Here is a 14,701-nt window from a genome sequence, read left to right on the forward strand (position 1 = left end):
TTTGATTATTGAGTATTATTAGGTGTCGAGGGCAGTGAAGTGTTTTCTTTAGATTTATCAGCGATTAAACGATAGAAGGTCTCACCAGGTTTTACCATACCCAGTACACTACGGGCTCGTTCTTCAATAGCTTCCTGCCCACCATTGAGATCATTAATTTCCGCCGATAGCTGAGCATTGCGCACTTTAAGTTTACTGTTCTTGCGTTCTTGCGCAGCAACATCATTCTTAATCTGCACATAATCATGAACACCGTTTTTGCCAAGCCACAGTGAATACTGTAACCATCCGAGTAAAACCAGTAATAGCAGCGTTAGCTTACCCATTTCCGCCCCCTGAAATATCTGTCAATCATCCCATAACTCAAAGAATGACGCTACTATCACAAAACATGATAGGGGAAAAAATAGTTGAATGAAGTTATTACATAAGCACATCACAGAAGTTTAATAATGTGCTTTATACCTGTTATCTTTCAAGTTGCCTCTTGGTTGGCTGCACTCACTCACCCCGGTCACAGAGTTCTCTATGACATAGTTATCTATGCTCCCGGGGATTCGCTCCCTGGCCGTCGCGATCCATCTTGAAATCTATTAGGTATATATGAATGTTATGCGTTATTAACTGTTAAACGTATAATTCCACGCTTTTCCAGTTCCATCAGCAACTGTTCCACCGATGCTTCAACAGGTTGTTGGCCTGAAAGGTAAATTTCCGGGTGCTCAGGAACCTCGTAAACTGAATCAATCCCCGTAAAATGACGAATTTCACCCGCACGAACTTTTTTATATAATCCTTTAGGATCACGGGATTCACAGATTTCCAACGGCGTATCGACAAAAACTTCAATAAATTGCCCCGGCTCCAGTAGTTCACGAACCTTTTGCCTCTCTGCTTTATGAGGGGAAATAAAAGCAGTCAGCACGACTAAACCCGCATCTACCATCAAATTGGCAACTTCACCCACCCGGCGGATATTTTCCTGCCTGTCCTGTTCAGAAAAGCCCAAATCACTGCAAAGGCCATGACGCAGATTATCGCCATCAAGTAGATAAGTTTTTATTCCTCGTTGAAACAGTGCCTGTTCCAAAGCACCGGCCACAGTGGATTTCCCAGAACCTGATAAACCTGTGAACCAAATAACCAGTGCAGGATGTCCATTTTCAGCTTCTCGCTGCGCTCTGGTCAGTTGATGTGCATGCCAGACCACATTTTTCGGCACCAAATTTTCAATGTCAGCCAACTTATTTACCTCCCAGTAAATCTCTGGCCCCCCAGTGCGGGAAATGGCGACGAATTAACCGGTTCAATTCCAGTTCAAATTCACTAAATTCTTTTGGTCCTTCATAAACATCTGTCTGAATTTCTCGTACCAAACCCGCGCCAACAGTAACATTAGTCAGCCGATCAACAAAAATAATGCCGCCAGTATCACTATTTTGTTGATAGCTATCGAGCATTAATGGTTCCTCAAAAGAAAATTCCACCGACCCGATTGCATTCAAGGGCAAATTAACAGTGACCCGTTGTGTCAGGCTAGTGATATCCACTTGATACTGAATATTTTCAACTTTTCCACGACTCTTTTTACCCGCCACTTTGATATCAAGATTCTGTCCCTGCACCAAAGGCTGTTCAGACATCCATACCACATCCACCAACGCATGCCGAGTAACAATCATTTCATCATCAGCAGAAATCAGGAGATCTCCCCGGCTGATATCGACTTCATCTTTCAATACCACGGTGATTGCTTCACCAGGGACAGCAAAATCCAAATCACCATTAAACGTTACGATCCGCGCCACTTGAGAGATTACACCGGACGGCATGACTTTAATTTTCTGCCCCTTACGCAAAACCCCAGATGAGAGAGTGCCACTGTAACCACGAAAATCGAGATCAGGCCGGCTGACATATTGTACCGGGAAACGTAATAACTGCTTCGATGCTTCTTTCTTCACATCTGCGATTTCAAGAATATCCAACAATGTTGGCCCTTCATACCAAGCCATATTGGTACTTCTGGTGACAATGTTGTCGCCATCCAGTGCTGAGATCGGAACAAAATAAACTACCAAATCTGTCGGCAATTGAGCGGCGAAATTCATATAATCCTGTTTGATCTGATCAAAAACTTCCTGACAGTATTCCATCAGATCCATTTTATTCACGGCAACCACCAAGTGGCGAATTCCCAGCAATGTACTGATAAAACTATGACGACGAGTCTGCTCCTGAACACCTTTACGGGCATCAATTAACAGAATAGAGAGATCACAAGTCGATGCGCCAGTTGCCATATTGCGGGTGTATTGCTCATGGCCCGGTGTATCAGCAATGATAAATTTGCGTTTTTCTGTTGAGAAATAGCGATAAGCCACATCAATGGTAATACCCTGTTCGCGCTCTGCGGCAAGACCATCCACCAGCAAAGCCAGATCCAATTTTTCACCTTGGGTACCGATCCGTTTGCTGTCATTTTGCAAGGTTGAAAGCTGATCTTCGTAGATCTGACAGGTATCATGTAACAGACGTCCGATCAGCGTACTTTTACCATCATCCACGCTGCCACAGGTCAAGAAACGCAGTAATCCTTTATCCTGTTGAGCACGCAGATAAGCCTCCACACCACCCTGTTGTTTAATTTGATGAGCAATAACTTCATTTTGTGCAAGTGCTGACATGGTCGTTCTCCTTAGAAATAACCCTGACGTTTTTTCAGTTCCATAGAAGCAGATTGATCACTGTCAATCAGCCGCCCTTGCCGCTCACTTGTCGTAGATATCAGCATCTCTTCAATAATTTCTGGCAGTGTTTCAGCATCGGATTTCACCGCTCCTGTTAGTGGCCAGCAACCAAGAGTACGGAATCGTACTTTGCGTTGACTGATAACTTCGCCAGGTTTCAGATCGATCCGGTCGTCATCAACCATAATCAGTGTGCCATCACGCTCCAGTATCGGGCGTGGTTTGGCAAAATAGAGAGGAACGATATCAATTTGCTCCAGATAGATGTATTGCCAAACATCCAGTTCAGTCCAGTTAGACAGCGGGAACACTCGAATGCTTTCACCTTTGTTAATCTGGCCGTTGTAATTACGCCACAATTCAGGACGCTGGTTTTTAGGGTCCCAGCGATGAGAACGGTCACGGAATGAATAAATACGCTCCTTGGCACGCGATTTTTCTTCATCACGACGAGCGCCACCAAAAGCTGCATCAAAACCATATTGATCCAATGCCTGTTTCAATCCTTCCGTTTTCATGATGTCAGTATGTTTAGCGCTACCATGAATAAATGGGTTTATTCCCATGGTTTCCCCTTGCGGATTGCGATACACCAATAGTTCAAAACCATAATTCTTAGCGGTACGATCGCGGAACTCGTACATCTCGCGGAATTTCCAGCCTGTATCCACATGCAATAAAGGAAATGGCAGTGTTCCCGGATAGAACGCCTTACGCGCAAGATGAAGCATGACTGAAGAATCTTTACCAATGGAGTAAAGCATCACCGGATTCTCAAACTCTGCGGCCACTTCCCGCATGATATGGATACTTTCAGCTTCAAGTTGCTGCAAGTGTGTCAATCTTTTCTCGTCCATTACGACTCCCTTATGCAAAATCGACTACTGCCGGACGGCTTACCGTGGCAATAGGTTGTTGCCCGAACCAAGCTATCTGATGGTGGAGTTGAGCAACCTCACCCACTACCAGTAAGGCCGGTGACGGTGCCTGCTGTGCTAACTGTTCCAGTTCGAGCAAAGTGCCTGTCAATACTTGCTGTTCTGGGCGAGTACCACAACCAATAACGGCCACGGGTGTATCTTCCGCTCGCCCATGTAAAATAAGTTGATGACTTATCAAGGCGGCTTTTACCGTTCCCATATAAATCGCCAGTGTCTGATGACCTCCGGCCAAAGCCTGCCAATCCAATTCATTACCATTTTCTCGGCAATGACCGGTAATAAAAGTGATACTCTGCGAATATTCCCGGTGAGTTAGCGGAATTCCGGCATACGCAGTCGCTCCGATAGCGGCAGTAATTCCCGGTACGACCTGAAAAGGAATACCTGCTGATGCTGCAACTTGTAACTCTTCTCCCCCGCGACCAAAAATAAAGGGATCACCACCTTTAAGACGAACTACTTTTTTCCCTTGTCTGGCAAATTTCACTATTAACCGATGAGTTTCCGCCTGAGAAACAGAGTGATTGCCCGCTCTTTTACCAACGCAAATTTTATCTGCATCACGGCGAACCAGATCCAATACATCTCTGCTGACCAAATGATCATAAAGTACCACATCAGCCTGCTGAATAACCTGTAATCCCTTTAACGTCAGCAATCCCGGATCACCCGGACCTGCCCCAACCAAAGCCAGTTCTCCCGGTAAATCAGGCTGTTCCAGTTGTTGTTCAAGCTGCTTTTCCGCTTGTTGGATCTGGCCGTTTGCAACCAGCATAGCAAAACGTCCATTGAAAGCGTGTTCCCAAAAAGAGCGGCGCTGGCGCATAGAAGTTAATCGCTGTTTCACACGTTCACGCCAATTGCCGGCAATTTTCGCCATCGTACCAAGACTGAAAGGAAGTAACGCTTCCAGCTTTTCTCGGATTAAACGTGCTAATACCGGCGCTTTTCCGGCTGATGAAATCGCCACCAGAACTGGCGAACGGTCAATTATTGATGGAAAAATAAATGAGCAATGAGACTGATCATCAACCACATTGATCAAAATACCGCGCTTATCAGCCTCGGCAAAGACCCGATGATTAAGAGCATGGTTATCAGTCGCGGCAATCACTAAAAAGATGCCATCAAGATATTCAGGTTGGAATTCTCTCTGATCCCATTCCACCTCCCCCACTTGATAACGCTGTTGTAATTCTGAGCACAATTCAGGGGCTACAACCCGTAATAATGCACCTGCCCGTAGTAGTAGGGTTGCTTTACGTGCCGCCACCTCTCCACCACCGATAAGTAATATAAACCGCCCTTTAAGTTCAACAAATATCGGTAAGTAATCCACAATTGCCCTTGATATCCAGTGAAATATTTATAAGTAATGAAACTGTTTCGAATGAATATATGAGTCGGTGGTCAAGTTATAAAATGATAAAAAGGAATTAATAGTTCTGTAATGGAATATAGCCAACCTCTCTAGAACAGGGCTAGTGTGTTTTTTTGCACTAAATCGCTAAGGGCAGGAAAAATAAATGACTTCAAAATTTGACTTCATATATCATTGAGTTCAATATAACTTCATAATCTGACTTCACAGAAAGCAATACGAGAAATGAAAGAATAGGTTTCAATGCTCAGGAAGAGGCAAAAAAATACGTTGGAGCAGATATTTAAAATGCCTGTTCCTGCGGGAATTAAGTGGTCTGACGTGGAATCACTCATAATCGCTCTGGGAGGTGAGGTTAAAGAGGGGAAAGGTTCACGTTGCAGGCTGTTGCTAAGCGGTAGTATTTCCAGGTTTCACCGTCCACATCCCTCACCAGATACTGACAAAGGAGCCGTCGTCAGCCTACGAGAATGGTTAGAAAGCATAGGAGTTAAGCCATGAAGATGACAGTACAAAATACAATGGTAATAGCCGGACAGCAGGCTATTATTAGCTACGTGCCAGAAATTGGCATGTTCAGGGGTAAATTTTTAGGGCTGTCTGGTTATTGTGATTTTGTCTCTGATAGTATTCAGGGATTGCAAGATGAGGGCAAAATATCTCTACATGAATATATTGAAGATTGTAGCGCATCAGGTATTGAACCTTATGCAAGGCAAGAAAAAATCAAAACATTTACTCTGCGCTACCCCGAATCATTTGGAGAGCGATTGCATTGTGCAGCAGCCGAGCACCAGATTTCGGTGAATGCGTTCATCATTGAAACTTTAAATGAACGAATGAAACACGCGTAAAAATCCATTACACATCAGGACTAAATTGTCTTTCAGACTATTTATATTAATCATCACCCTCGCCTTAAAACAAAGCGAGGGCTTGATCATCAATCCCACTCAGGAAATACTGGGTTTTTAATTCTCATGTAACCCACATTCTCGCTTCAAGCCAAAAAAACGGGTTTGTTCTTCACTCATACCCGGTTCCCATTTTTGAGTTGTATGGATGTCACCAACAGAAATATAACCTTGTTCCCATAATGGATGATATTCCAAGTCATGCTTTGTCAGATATTGGTGCACGCGCCGGTTATCCCAGTCGATAATCGGCAAAATCTTAAATACTCCGCGCTGTACAGCCAAAACCGGTAATTTTGATCGACTTTCAGATTGCTGACGGCGTAAACCAGCAAACCAACTTTGTGCTCTCAGATTTTTCAAAGCCCGATTCATTGGTTCAACTTTATTAATCTGATTGTAACGTTCTATTCCCTCTACGCCTTGTTCCCACAATTTCCCATAACGCGCTTCCTGCCAGGCCGGAGAATGCTCAGCACTAAATACTTGTAAATTCAGTTTTAACTGCGTTGTGAGTTTATCTATGAATTGATAAGTTTCAGGGAATAGATAACCGGTATCAGTAAGAATGACCGGAATATCAGGATATTCTTGTGTCACTAAATGAAGACATACCGCCGCTTGTATACCAAAACTGGAGGAAAGAACAAATTCCCCTGGCAAATTTTCCAATGCCCAGTTTACCCGCTGGTGAGCATCCATCATTTCAAGCCGAAGATTAATCTCCGCCAGTGATTGCGCTTGCTGTTCAGCGGTCATACTGACACATTGAGATAAACTGAATTGGCTCATACCACCTCCTGCCAATCATAAAAATCACGGGCCGAATCCAGTACTGGCTTAATAATATCTGTGCGGATCAAGAAATCACCAAAACATTCATTTGGCTGCCGACCTATAGCCCAGCGTCCGATAAGTTTATCCATGATGGATAAGATCTCTTCCGAACTGATATTCTCTTTATACATGCGTGGAATACGGGTACCGATCCGATTACCACCAAGATGGAGGTTATAACGATCAAGCGCTTTACCCACCAATCCCACTTCCGCCAACATAGCTCTCCCGCAACCATTCGGACAACCTGTCACCCGTAAAACAATATGTTCATCACCAATACCGTGTTTACTCATCAGCTGTTCAACATAAGTGACAAATTCTGGTAAGAAACGTTCTGCTTCAGCCATTGCCAACGGACAAGTTGGGAAAGAGACACAAGCCATTGAATTTTCGCGCTGGACAGTGGTTTTATCGTTAATCAACCCATGTTCACGGGCGATAGTTTCAATTCGTTGTTTATCACCTTCAGGAATTCCCGCGATGATTAAGTTCTGATTGGCAGTCAGACGAAAATCCCCTTTGTGAATTTTTGCAATTTCAGCAATGCCACTTTTCAACGGTCTACCAGGGTAATCTAAGAGGCGACCATTCTCAATAAACAGTGTCAAATGCCATTTATCATCGATTCCTTTTAACCAACCAATTTGATCACCACGACCAGTAAATTCATAAGGCCGAATTGCTTCGAATTTCACACCTGAGCGTTTCTCCACTTCTTCTTTAAAAGTGTCAACGCCAACCCGCTCCAACGTATATTTGGTTTTGGCATTTTTACGCTCAGTCCGGTTACCCCAATCACGCTGAGTTGTCACCACAGCTTCAGCAATCGCCAGTGTATGCTCAAGCGGAATATAGCCAAACTCACTCGCCAAACTCGGATAGGTATTTTTATCGCCGTGAGTCATTGCTAAACCACCACCCACCAGCACATTAAAACCAACCAACCTGCCATCTGCTGAAATTGCAATGAAGTTCAGATCGTTGGCATGTAGATCAACATCATTCTGCGGAGGAATAACTACCGTGGTCTTAAATTTACGCGGCAAATAAGTAGGCCCCAGAATCGGCTCTTCATCGGTCGTCGCGACTTTTTCTTTATCCAACCAGAGTTCAGCATAAGCACGGGTACGTGGCAGCAAGTGTTCTGAGATTTTCTTTGCCCATTCGTAAGCTTGCTGATGCAGCTCTGATTGAATAGGGTTTGAGGTACAAAGCACATTTCGGTTAACATCATTCGCCGTCGCAAGCGAATCCAAACCGACCTGATTCAGCAACTGATGCACCGGTTTTACATTTCCTTTCAAAATGCCATGAAATTGAAATGTCTGGCGATTAGTCAACCGGATACTACCGTAGAGCGTGTTCTCTTCTGCAAATTTATCAATCCCCAGCCATTGCTGTGGTGTAATAACGCCACCCGGCAAACGACAGCGCAACATCATTGCATGACGTGGTTCCAGCTTTTGCTCTGCTCGTTCGGCACGGATATCACGATCATCCTGCTGATACATGCCATGAAAACGAATCAACAGGAAATTGTCCCCTTCAAAACCTCCTGTCAAACCATTAGTTAAATCTTCGCTAATCGTACCTCGCAAGAAGTTGCTCTCTCGCTTCATACGCTCACTGTCAGCCAGCTTACCTTCGACAATCAAAGGACCATGTTGTTTATCGCTCATTAGTACACATCTCTCTGATAACGGCGCTCAAGGCGCAGTTCACTTAAGAATTCATCTGCCTGTTCGATATCCATGCCACCATGCTTAGAAATAATATCTAGCAATGTATGCTCTACATCTTTCGCCATGCGGTTTGCGTCACCGCACACATACAGATGTGCACCTTCCTTTATCCAGCGCCATACTTCTTCACCCTGCTCACACAGTTTGTCTTGTACATAAATTTTATGCTGCTGATCGCGGGACCATGCCAGATCAATGCGGGTTAACAGGCCCTCTTTCACATAACGCTGCCATTCCACTTGATAGAGAAAATCTTCAGTAAAATGTGGATTACCAAAGAACAGCCAATTTTTCCCCTCTGCTCCATCTGCATCTCTTTGCTGCATAAATGCCCGGAATGGGGCAATCCCGGTTCCCGGCCCAATCATAATGACAGGTGTTTGTGGATCAGTCGGCAAACGAAAATTGTCGTTATGTTCAATAAAAATACGAATGTCACTCTCTTCTGACAAACGATCCGCTAAGTAGCCGGACGCACCGCCAGTGCGAGCGCGTCCATCAATTTCATAACGAACGACACCTACTGTAATATGAACTTCATTTTCCACTTCAGCCTGGGAGGAAGAAATTGAATAGAGCCTTGGTGTCAGCGGTCGCAGTAAATCAATAAACTGCTGTGCTTCGGGCTGAGAAGCCGCTTCTCTTATCATATCGGCGATAGGTTTATTGTGAGCGTATTGCTGCAATGCCTGTTTATCAGCAATCAGAGAAAGCAACTTTTCATCTTTCGCCAGAACAGCATATTTTTCTACAATCACACTGGTATTTTGAGTGAGTTCAACATGGCTGATCAGCGCTTCTGTTAATGATAATTTCTGTCCATTAATCTCAACAGGTTCTGTTCCTTTCAACCAGAGCAGATTCAAAACTTCATCCACCAGATCTGGATCATTTTCAAACCAAACTCCCAAAGCGTCACCAGGCTGATAACGCAGACCTGAATCTCCCAGATCAATTTCAATATGGCGGACATCTTTATCAGAACCACGGCCAGTTATTTTCTGGCAGGTTGATAAGGCAGCGGTCAGTGGTGCTTGTTTAGTATAAGACGTTGAGAAAACTTCATTTACCGAGCTGCTCTGTGTAGAAACAATTACAGTCTCTGTCTGAGCAGGAATACGCTGTTTCAGGATTTCAGTTAATTGCTTACGCCACTGGGCTGCGGCCTCTTGATATTCCACATCACCATCTACACGATCCAGCAGCCGTTGAGCACCGAGTTCATTCAAACGGTTATCGAAATCTTTTCCTGCCTGACAGAATTTCTCATAAGAAATATCACCCAGACTAAAAACTGCAAATGCAGTATCACTCAGCTTTGGTGCTTTTTTAGAATGAAGATATTTATATAGTGCAACCGCTTCTTCGGCAGGTTCTCCTTCCCCTTGAGTAGAAGCAATAATTATTAATATCTTCTCTTGAGCAATTTGCTTAAATTTATAATCACCAGCATTGACCAAATTAACATTGAGCTTTTCTGCCAACAAAGTATCACGCAGTTGCTCAGCTAAACGACGAGCATTACCTGTTTGTGAAGCTGAAATTAATGTAATTGTCTCTTGTACCGGTGCCGCCGAAGCCACAACCTGAGACTGTGACTGTTGATTCACCATTCCCCAAAAATAACCAGACAACCAAGCTAATTGATTTGAAGAAAAATCCCCAATTGCCGATTGCAAACGCGCTAGTTGTTCAGGCGAAACCGGAAGAAGTGAAATTGAAGGTGGTTTTATGCTCATTATCCTATGCTGCCCTTTACGGTTACCAGTGTCCGTTATTTTTAATAAATAGGGATAGTTAGTAAGGTTATCTCAGCAACTTGTCACTATTTAAAGAAACTATCGCAATATCAAATAACCAAAACGCCTAACCATATTTACAGATTTAATATACCTATAAAACAGTTAATAAGGACAATTGCAAAAAAAGGAAAAAACCGGGTTTAATTCAGAAGATCGGGTAGAATAACGGGTTTTTTGAAGTCAGGGAGAACCACTATGAGCACAACGATTTTTAAAGACTTTCAATTTGAAGCCGCCCACCGTCTGCCACATGTTCCAGAAGGCCATAAATGCGGGCGTCTACATGGGCATTCGTTTATAGTACGGCTGGAAATTACCGGGGAAGTAGATCCTCATAGTGGCTGGATTATGGACTTTGCTGATCTAAAAACTATTTTTAAACCTGTTTGGGAACAGCTAGATCACCACTACCTAAATGATATCCCTGGGCTAGAAAACCCGACCAGCGAAGTACTGGCAGCCTGGATTTGGGCTAAAGTTAAACCCAAAGTTCCACAACTAAGTGCCGTTATGGTGAAAGAAACCTGTAATGCAGGCTGCATTTTCCGCGGAAAATAAAATAAGTTACTGCACCAGGAAATCTCTAGTGCAGTAATCTCTTCTCAGGCAATATTCAGATATTTATGTGTTTGCATAGAAAGCCGCCAATTGCGGGCAATACAAGTTTCAATACATAAACGAGTGGCATCTTCTTTCTGGCTAATCGGTTGCAACGCAATAATACGCGATGAGTTGTCATCTAATGTCGCCAATAACTCATCCAATGCTTCAATATCTCTTTCCCGTGCAACCGGGTGTTTTATTTCATTAGCTCTTTGCAAAGCCTGCTGCAATACCTGATAACCACCACGCATTTTAACTTTTGGTGAAACAGTCACCCAAGTAGCCGCAGAGCATTTAACATGATACGTACCACTGGTTTCTATCTGACATTGATAGCCAAGGTTTTCCAATTCTTCAGTCAGAGGAACAAGATCGTAAATACAAGGCTCACCACCAGTAATCACAACATGGCGCGCGGTATATCCCTGTTGAACAAAAAGTGCTGCAATTTGCTTAGGTGATGCTTCACCCCATTCATCACTTTCACCCGTCTTCAGTAAGACTGTCTCCAACATCCGCTGTTTTTCAGCTTTTTTCTCCCAAGTGTGTTTAGTATCACACCAGCTACAACCGACTGGACACCCTTGCAGACGAATAAAAATTGCCGGGACTCCCGTGAAAAAACCTTCTCCCTGCAATGTCTGAAATACTTCGTTAATCGGGTAAAACATAAAAATCTCTGGTTTCATTAGGTAAGAGCGCATTATTGCAGATATCTATCCCGCGAACATCAATCTTTATGGTAAGGTACACGGTTTGCTTCACTTGGCTAACATACAGCTCGTCGGGGCATTGTGTGCTTAAAATATATCTAGCACTGAGAAAGTGACAGGAATAAATAATGCAGAATAATGAAACTCAGCTGAAACGGGGTCTAACCGGGCGGCATATCCGCTTTATGGCATTAGGTTCCGCAATAGGCACTGGGCTGTTCTATGGCTCCGCAGCTGCTATCCAGCAAGCTGGCCCAGCCGTATTACTCGCCTATTTAATCGGCGGTGCTGCCGTATTTATGGTGATGCGTGCATTAGGTGAAATGGCTGTTCACCATCCAGTAGCCGGTTCTTTTTCACACTATGCCAGCCATTATCTCGGTCCTTTGGCAGGATTTCTGACCGGATGGAATTATATATTCGAAATGCTTATCGTCTGCTTGGCTGACGTTACTGCATTCGGCTTTTATATGAAGCTTTGGTTCCCTCATGTGGAACAATGGATCTGGGTATTGAGTATTGTCTGCTTTATTGGCGCAATTAATCTTTGCCATGTGAAGATCTTTGGCGAAATGGAATTCTGGCTTTCTATTATAAAAGTCACTGCAATTATCGCCATGATTGTTGGAGGTATGACCATTATGATATATGGGTTCGGCCAACAAACAGACCACGTAACCGGCATTTCCAGCTTATGGGAATATGGCGGTTTTATGCCTAATGGTATTAGTGGTGTGATAGCTTCTCTCGCCATTGTAATGTTTGCTTTTGGGGGTATTGAAGTCATTGGTATTACGGCTAGCGAAGCCAAAAATCCTGAAAAAACTATTCCAAAAGCAATCAACGCTGTTCCTTTCCGTATCCTGCTGTTCTACGTATTAACTCTGTTTATTCTTATGTGTATTTATCCGTGGAATCAGATAGGTCAGGAAGGTAGCCCATTCGTACAGATTTTTTCTAGTCTGGGCATCAATTCCGCAGCGAATATTCTTAATATCGTGGTTATTACTGCCGCAGTTTCGGCGATTAACAGCGATATTTTTGGTGCTGGCCGTATGATGTATGGTATGGCTCAAGAAGGACAAGCACCTAAATCATTCACCAAACTGAGCCGTAATGGTGTACCATGGATGACAGTTGTAGTCATGTCAGTTGTCCTATTGGTTGGTGTTATACTCAACTATCTAATCCCAGAACAAATTTTCATTATCATTGCTTCTATCGCAACATTTGCCACTGTGTGGGTATGGCTGATGATCCTACTTTCTCAGGTTGCTATGCGCCGAAAAATGAGTAAGGAAGAAGTTAAAACGCTAAAATTCCCTATTCCTATGTGGCCAATAGCCCCAGCGTTAACAATTATCTTTATGGTATTTGTCATTATATTGCTAGGCTATTTCGAGAAAACCCGTATTGCATTAATTGTGGGAATTATATGGATAGCTTTATTATCAATCATCTATTTCTTGAGTATAAAGAAAAATAATCCCAAACCTCATTAAGCCAAATAAATAATTTATACCAATAAATGCCAGATTATTCTGGCATTTATTCCTATCGTCCTTAATGTTTATATTATTATTATTTAAATAGTAAGTCTGATTTATTTTCACAATATGAAAATTATAAATTACATTAAAATATCGAGAATCTAATTTTAAAAAATATATTAAACAACATATAAATACAGAATTATAATAGTAGATATAATGAAGAAATTAATTTAATCTCACGAGACATTATTTCATTATCAAAAGAATAAATTATCCTTATTTTTCAAAATATTAAATCAAACAAGAATTTACTATAAATAAAAATCCATTTCATAAAAATATATTCTCAAAATATTAATAAAAAGTTACAATAAGAGGATTATGATCGGAAGCGTCGGTAGGTATAACAGTAGCATTAGCTATACTTAACTCTCGGTAAAAAATAAAATCCAAAGGTCTTCCAAACGCAATTGTTCGACAATCATCAATAAAAGAAACTTCGTTGAGATGCAAATATCGGGCAAACCGTCTCAAAGCATTTAATCTCTGCTTACTCCATGCATTAAAGTCACCAGCCATAATTACCGGGCCATGATGTAAACGAACGTGAGCACCAATATTATTCAGTTGACGGCTATATACATCTACACCAAAACTAAAATTTATCGCATGTACATTGATAACCATTAACTGGCGATTATCCTGTAAAGGATAAACGGTGATAAGAGCCGATTTAGATAAACGCAAAAGAGGCTCTTTCTCTCTCAATGGACAACAATAAATGGGATGAGAAGTTGCTAATGTCATCACACCAGAGGGATGTTGTGGCAATACAAACGCAGGAACTTGATCAGCCGTCAGATAATTTGAAGTAACAAACTCAACTAAATCAGGAGTTGTTTGCGCTTCTTGTAATAAAATTAACTGGCTTTCTTTAGCAAGTTCCTTCAAAACTTTTCGCCATGAAGGGCGCTGCTGTTTATAGATATTCCAGACAACAACCCTAAGTCCATTTGTATCAGTAATCAAGGGTATTCCTACAGGCAATAATTTCCCAAGCTGATGAGCTGACATAGGAAAGACACGTTCAACAGGTTGTCCAGCGACATATCTTATTGCATAGGTTTTCTTTACCACGAGAAAAACCCCTTCAATGCAGAAAGGAACTACTAAAACTATCTGATTTTATCAAATATAATAAGATAATTATTTATTTTAATATTTATATGCAAAAAAACCCTGAGATTTCTCTCAGGGTTTCCTTTAGAAATTAGGTGGCGGTGCGGACGGGGCTCGAACCCGCGACCCCCGGCGTGACAGGCCGGTATTCTAACCAACTGAACTACCGCACCACCGAATTCCTTGTGTCCTATGTCGCTACAACATAAAACTTTAATTTAAAGCCTGGCAGTGTCCTACTCTCGCATGGGGAGACCCCACACTACCATCGGCGCTACGGCGTTTCACTGCTGAGTTCGGCATGGGGTCAGGTGGGACCACCGCGCTATCGCCGCCAGGCATA

General features: G+C 42.7%; 14 protein-coding genes, 1 tRNA gene and 1 rRNA gene. 4 read left to right on the plus strand and 12 right to left on the minus strand.

All coding sequences use genetic code 11. From position 1 onward, the window contains the following. Positions 1 to 5: 5 nt before the first annotated feature. From ftsB to cysG, 5 genes are all read right to left on the minus strand, one after another. A complete protein-coding gene (gene ftsB, locus EAE89_RS14340; RefSeq protein ID WP_054480036.1) occupies positions 6 to 326 on the minus strand; it encodes a cell division protein FtsB in 321 nt (106 codons plus the stop codon). Positions 327 to 610: 284 nt separating this feature from the next. Continuing rightward, positions 611 to 1,243: an adenylyl-sulfate kinase gene (cysC, locus tag EAE89_RS14345; protein ID WP_054480035.1), complete on the minus strand. Its 633-nt coding sequence runs from the start codon at positions 1,241 to 1,243 to the stop codon at positions 611 to 613. Position 1,244: 1 nt separating this feature from the next. After that, positions 1,245 to 2,687 (minus strand): sulfate adenylyltransferase subunit CysN, encoded by a 1,443-nt coding sequence (cysN, locus tag EAE89_RS14350; RefSeq protein ID WP_214086104.1) that lies wholly within the window; start codon positions 2,685 to 2,687, stop codon positions 1,245 to 1,247. Between the two features lie 11 nt (positions 2,688 to 2,698). Next, positions 2,699 to 3,607, minus strand: coding sequence for a sulfate adenylyltransferase subunit CysD (gene cysD, locus EAE89_RS14355; RefSeq protein WP_054480033.1), 909 nt, complete (start codon positions 3,605 to 3,607; stop codon positions 2,699 to 2,701). Between the two features lie 10 nt (positions 3,608 to 3,617). Next, positions 3,618 to 5,030, minus strand: coding sequence for a siroheme synthase CysG (cysG, locus tag EAE89_RS14360; RefSeq protein WP_054480032.1), 1,413 nt, complete (start codon positions 5,028 to 5,030; stop codon positions 3,618 to 3,620). A gap of 285 nt (positions 5,031 to 5,315) precedes the next feature. On the opposite strand from cysG, the gene EAE89_RS14365 reads away from it, so the two are divergent. Together EAE89_RS14365 and EAE89_RS14370 are read left to right on the plus strand one after the other, a co-directional pair. Beyond that, positions 5,316 to 5,573 (plus strand): type II toxin-antitoxin system HicA family toxin, encoded by a 258-nt coding sequence (locus EAE89_RS14365; protein ID WP_214086105.1) that lies wholly within the window; start codon positions 5,316 to 5,318, stop codon positions 5,571 to 5,573. Beyond that, on the plus strand, positions 5,570 to 5,926 hold the full coding sequence (locus EAE89_RS14370) for a type II toxin-antitoxin system HicB family antitoxin (RefSeq protein ID WP_054480031.1): 357 nt from the start codon (positions 5,570 to 5,572) through the stop codon (positions 5,924 to 5,926). The genes EAE89_RS14365 and EAE89_RS14370 overlap by 4 nt, the downstream gene beginning before the upstream one ends. A 117-nt stretch (positions 5,927 to 6,043) precedes the next feature. On the opposite strand, the gene EAE89_RS14375 is transcribed toward EAE89_RS14370, so the two are convergent. From EAE89_RS14375 to cysJ, 3 genes are read right to left on the minus strand one after another with little or no spacing between them, the layout of a single operon-like run. Continuing rightward, on the minus strand, positions 6,044 to 6,778 hold the full coding sequence (locus EAE89_RS14375) for a phosphoadenylyl-sulfate reductase (protein ID WP_214086106.1): 735 nt from the start codon (positions 6,776 to 6,778) through the stop codon (positions 6,044 to 6,046). Next, the gene (gene cysI, locus EAE89_RS14380) at positions 6,775 to 8,505 is read right to left on the minus strand and encodes an assimilatory sulfite reductase (NADPH) hemoprotein subunit (protein ID WP_214086107.1); all 1,731 of its coding nucleotides are present in this window, start codon (positions 8,503 to 8,505) and stop codon (positions 6,775 to 6,777) included. The genes EAE89_RS14375 and cysI overlap by 4 nt, the downstream gene beginning before the upstream one ends. Then, on the minus strand, positions 8,505 to 10,307 hold the full coding sequence (gene cysJ / locus EAE89_RS14385) for an NADPH-dependent assimilatory sulfite reductase flavoprotein subunit (protein ID WP_054480028.1): 1,803 nt from the start codon (positions 10,305 to 10,307) through the stop codon (positions 8,505 to 8,507). The genes cysI and cysJ overlap by 1 nt, the downstream gene beginning before the upstream one ends. 258 nt (positions 10,308 to 10,565) lie before the next feature. On the opposite strand from cysJ, the gene queD reads away from it, so the two are divergent. Then, positions 10,566 to 10,928 (plus strand): 6-carboxytetrahydropterin synthase QueD, encoded by a 363-nt coding sequence (gene queD / locus EAE89_RS14390; RefSeq protein WP_054480027.1) that lies wholly within the window; start codon positions 10,566 to 10,568, stop codon positions 10,926 to 10,928. A gap of 44 nt (positions 10,929 to 10,972) precedes the next feature. On the opposite strand, the gene queE is transcribed toward queD, so the two are convergent. Continuing rightward, complete coding sequence (queE, locus tag EAE89_RS14395; protein ID WP_054480026.1) at positions 10,973 to 11,644, minus strand: 7-carboxy-7-deazaguanine synthase QueE; 672 nt, start codon at positions 11,642 to 11,644, stop codon at positions 10,973 to 10,975. A 170-nt stretch (positions 11,645 to 11,814) separates the two neighbouring features. Here queE and EAE89_RS14400 point away from each other — a divergent pair, with 170 nt between their 5' ends. Further along, positions 11,815 to 13,188: an amino acid permease gene (locus EAE89_RS14400; protein WP_054480025.1), complete on the plus strand. Its 1,374-nt coding sequence runs from the start codon at positions 11,815 to 11,817 to the stop codon at positions 13,186 to 13,188. Between the two features lie 345 nt (positions 13,189 to 13,533). On the opposite strand, the gene EAE89_RS14405 is transcribed toward EAE89_RS14400, so the two are convergent. The 3 genes from EAE89_RS14405 to rrf form a co-directional block, all read right to left on the minus strand. Then, entirely contained in the window at positions 13,534 to 14,316 is a 783-nt protein-coding gene (locus EAE89_RS14405) for an endonuclease/exonuclease/phosphatase family protein (RefSeq protein WP_054480024.1), read from the minus strand. Between the two features lie 138 nt (positions 14,317 to 14,454). Continuing rightward, a tRNA-Asp gene (locus tag EAE89_RS14410) sits at positions 14,455 to 14,531 on the minus strand. Positions 14,532 to 14,581: 50 nt separating this feature from the next. After that, positions 14,582 to 14,697, minus strand: a 5S ribosomal RNA gene (rrf, locus tag EAE89_RS14415). Positions 14,698 to 14,701 lie beyond the last annotated feature (4 nt).

Source organism: Photorhabdus heterorhabditis, assembly GCF_018448905.1.
GTDB classification, from domain to species: domain Bacteria; phylum Pseudomonadota; class Gammaproteobacteria; order Enterobacterales; family Enterobacteriaceae; genus Photorhabdus; species Photorhabdus heterorhabditis.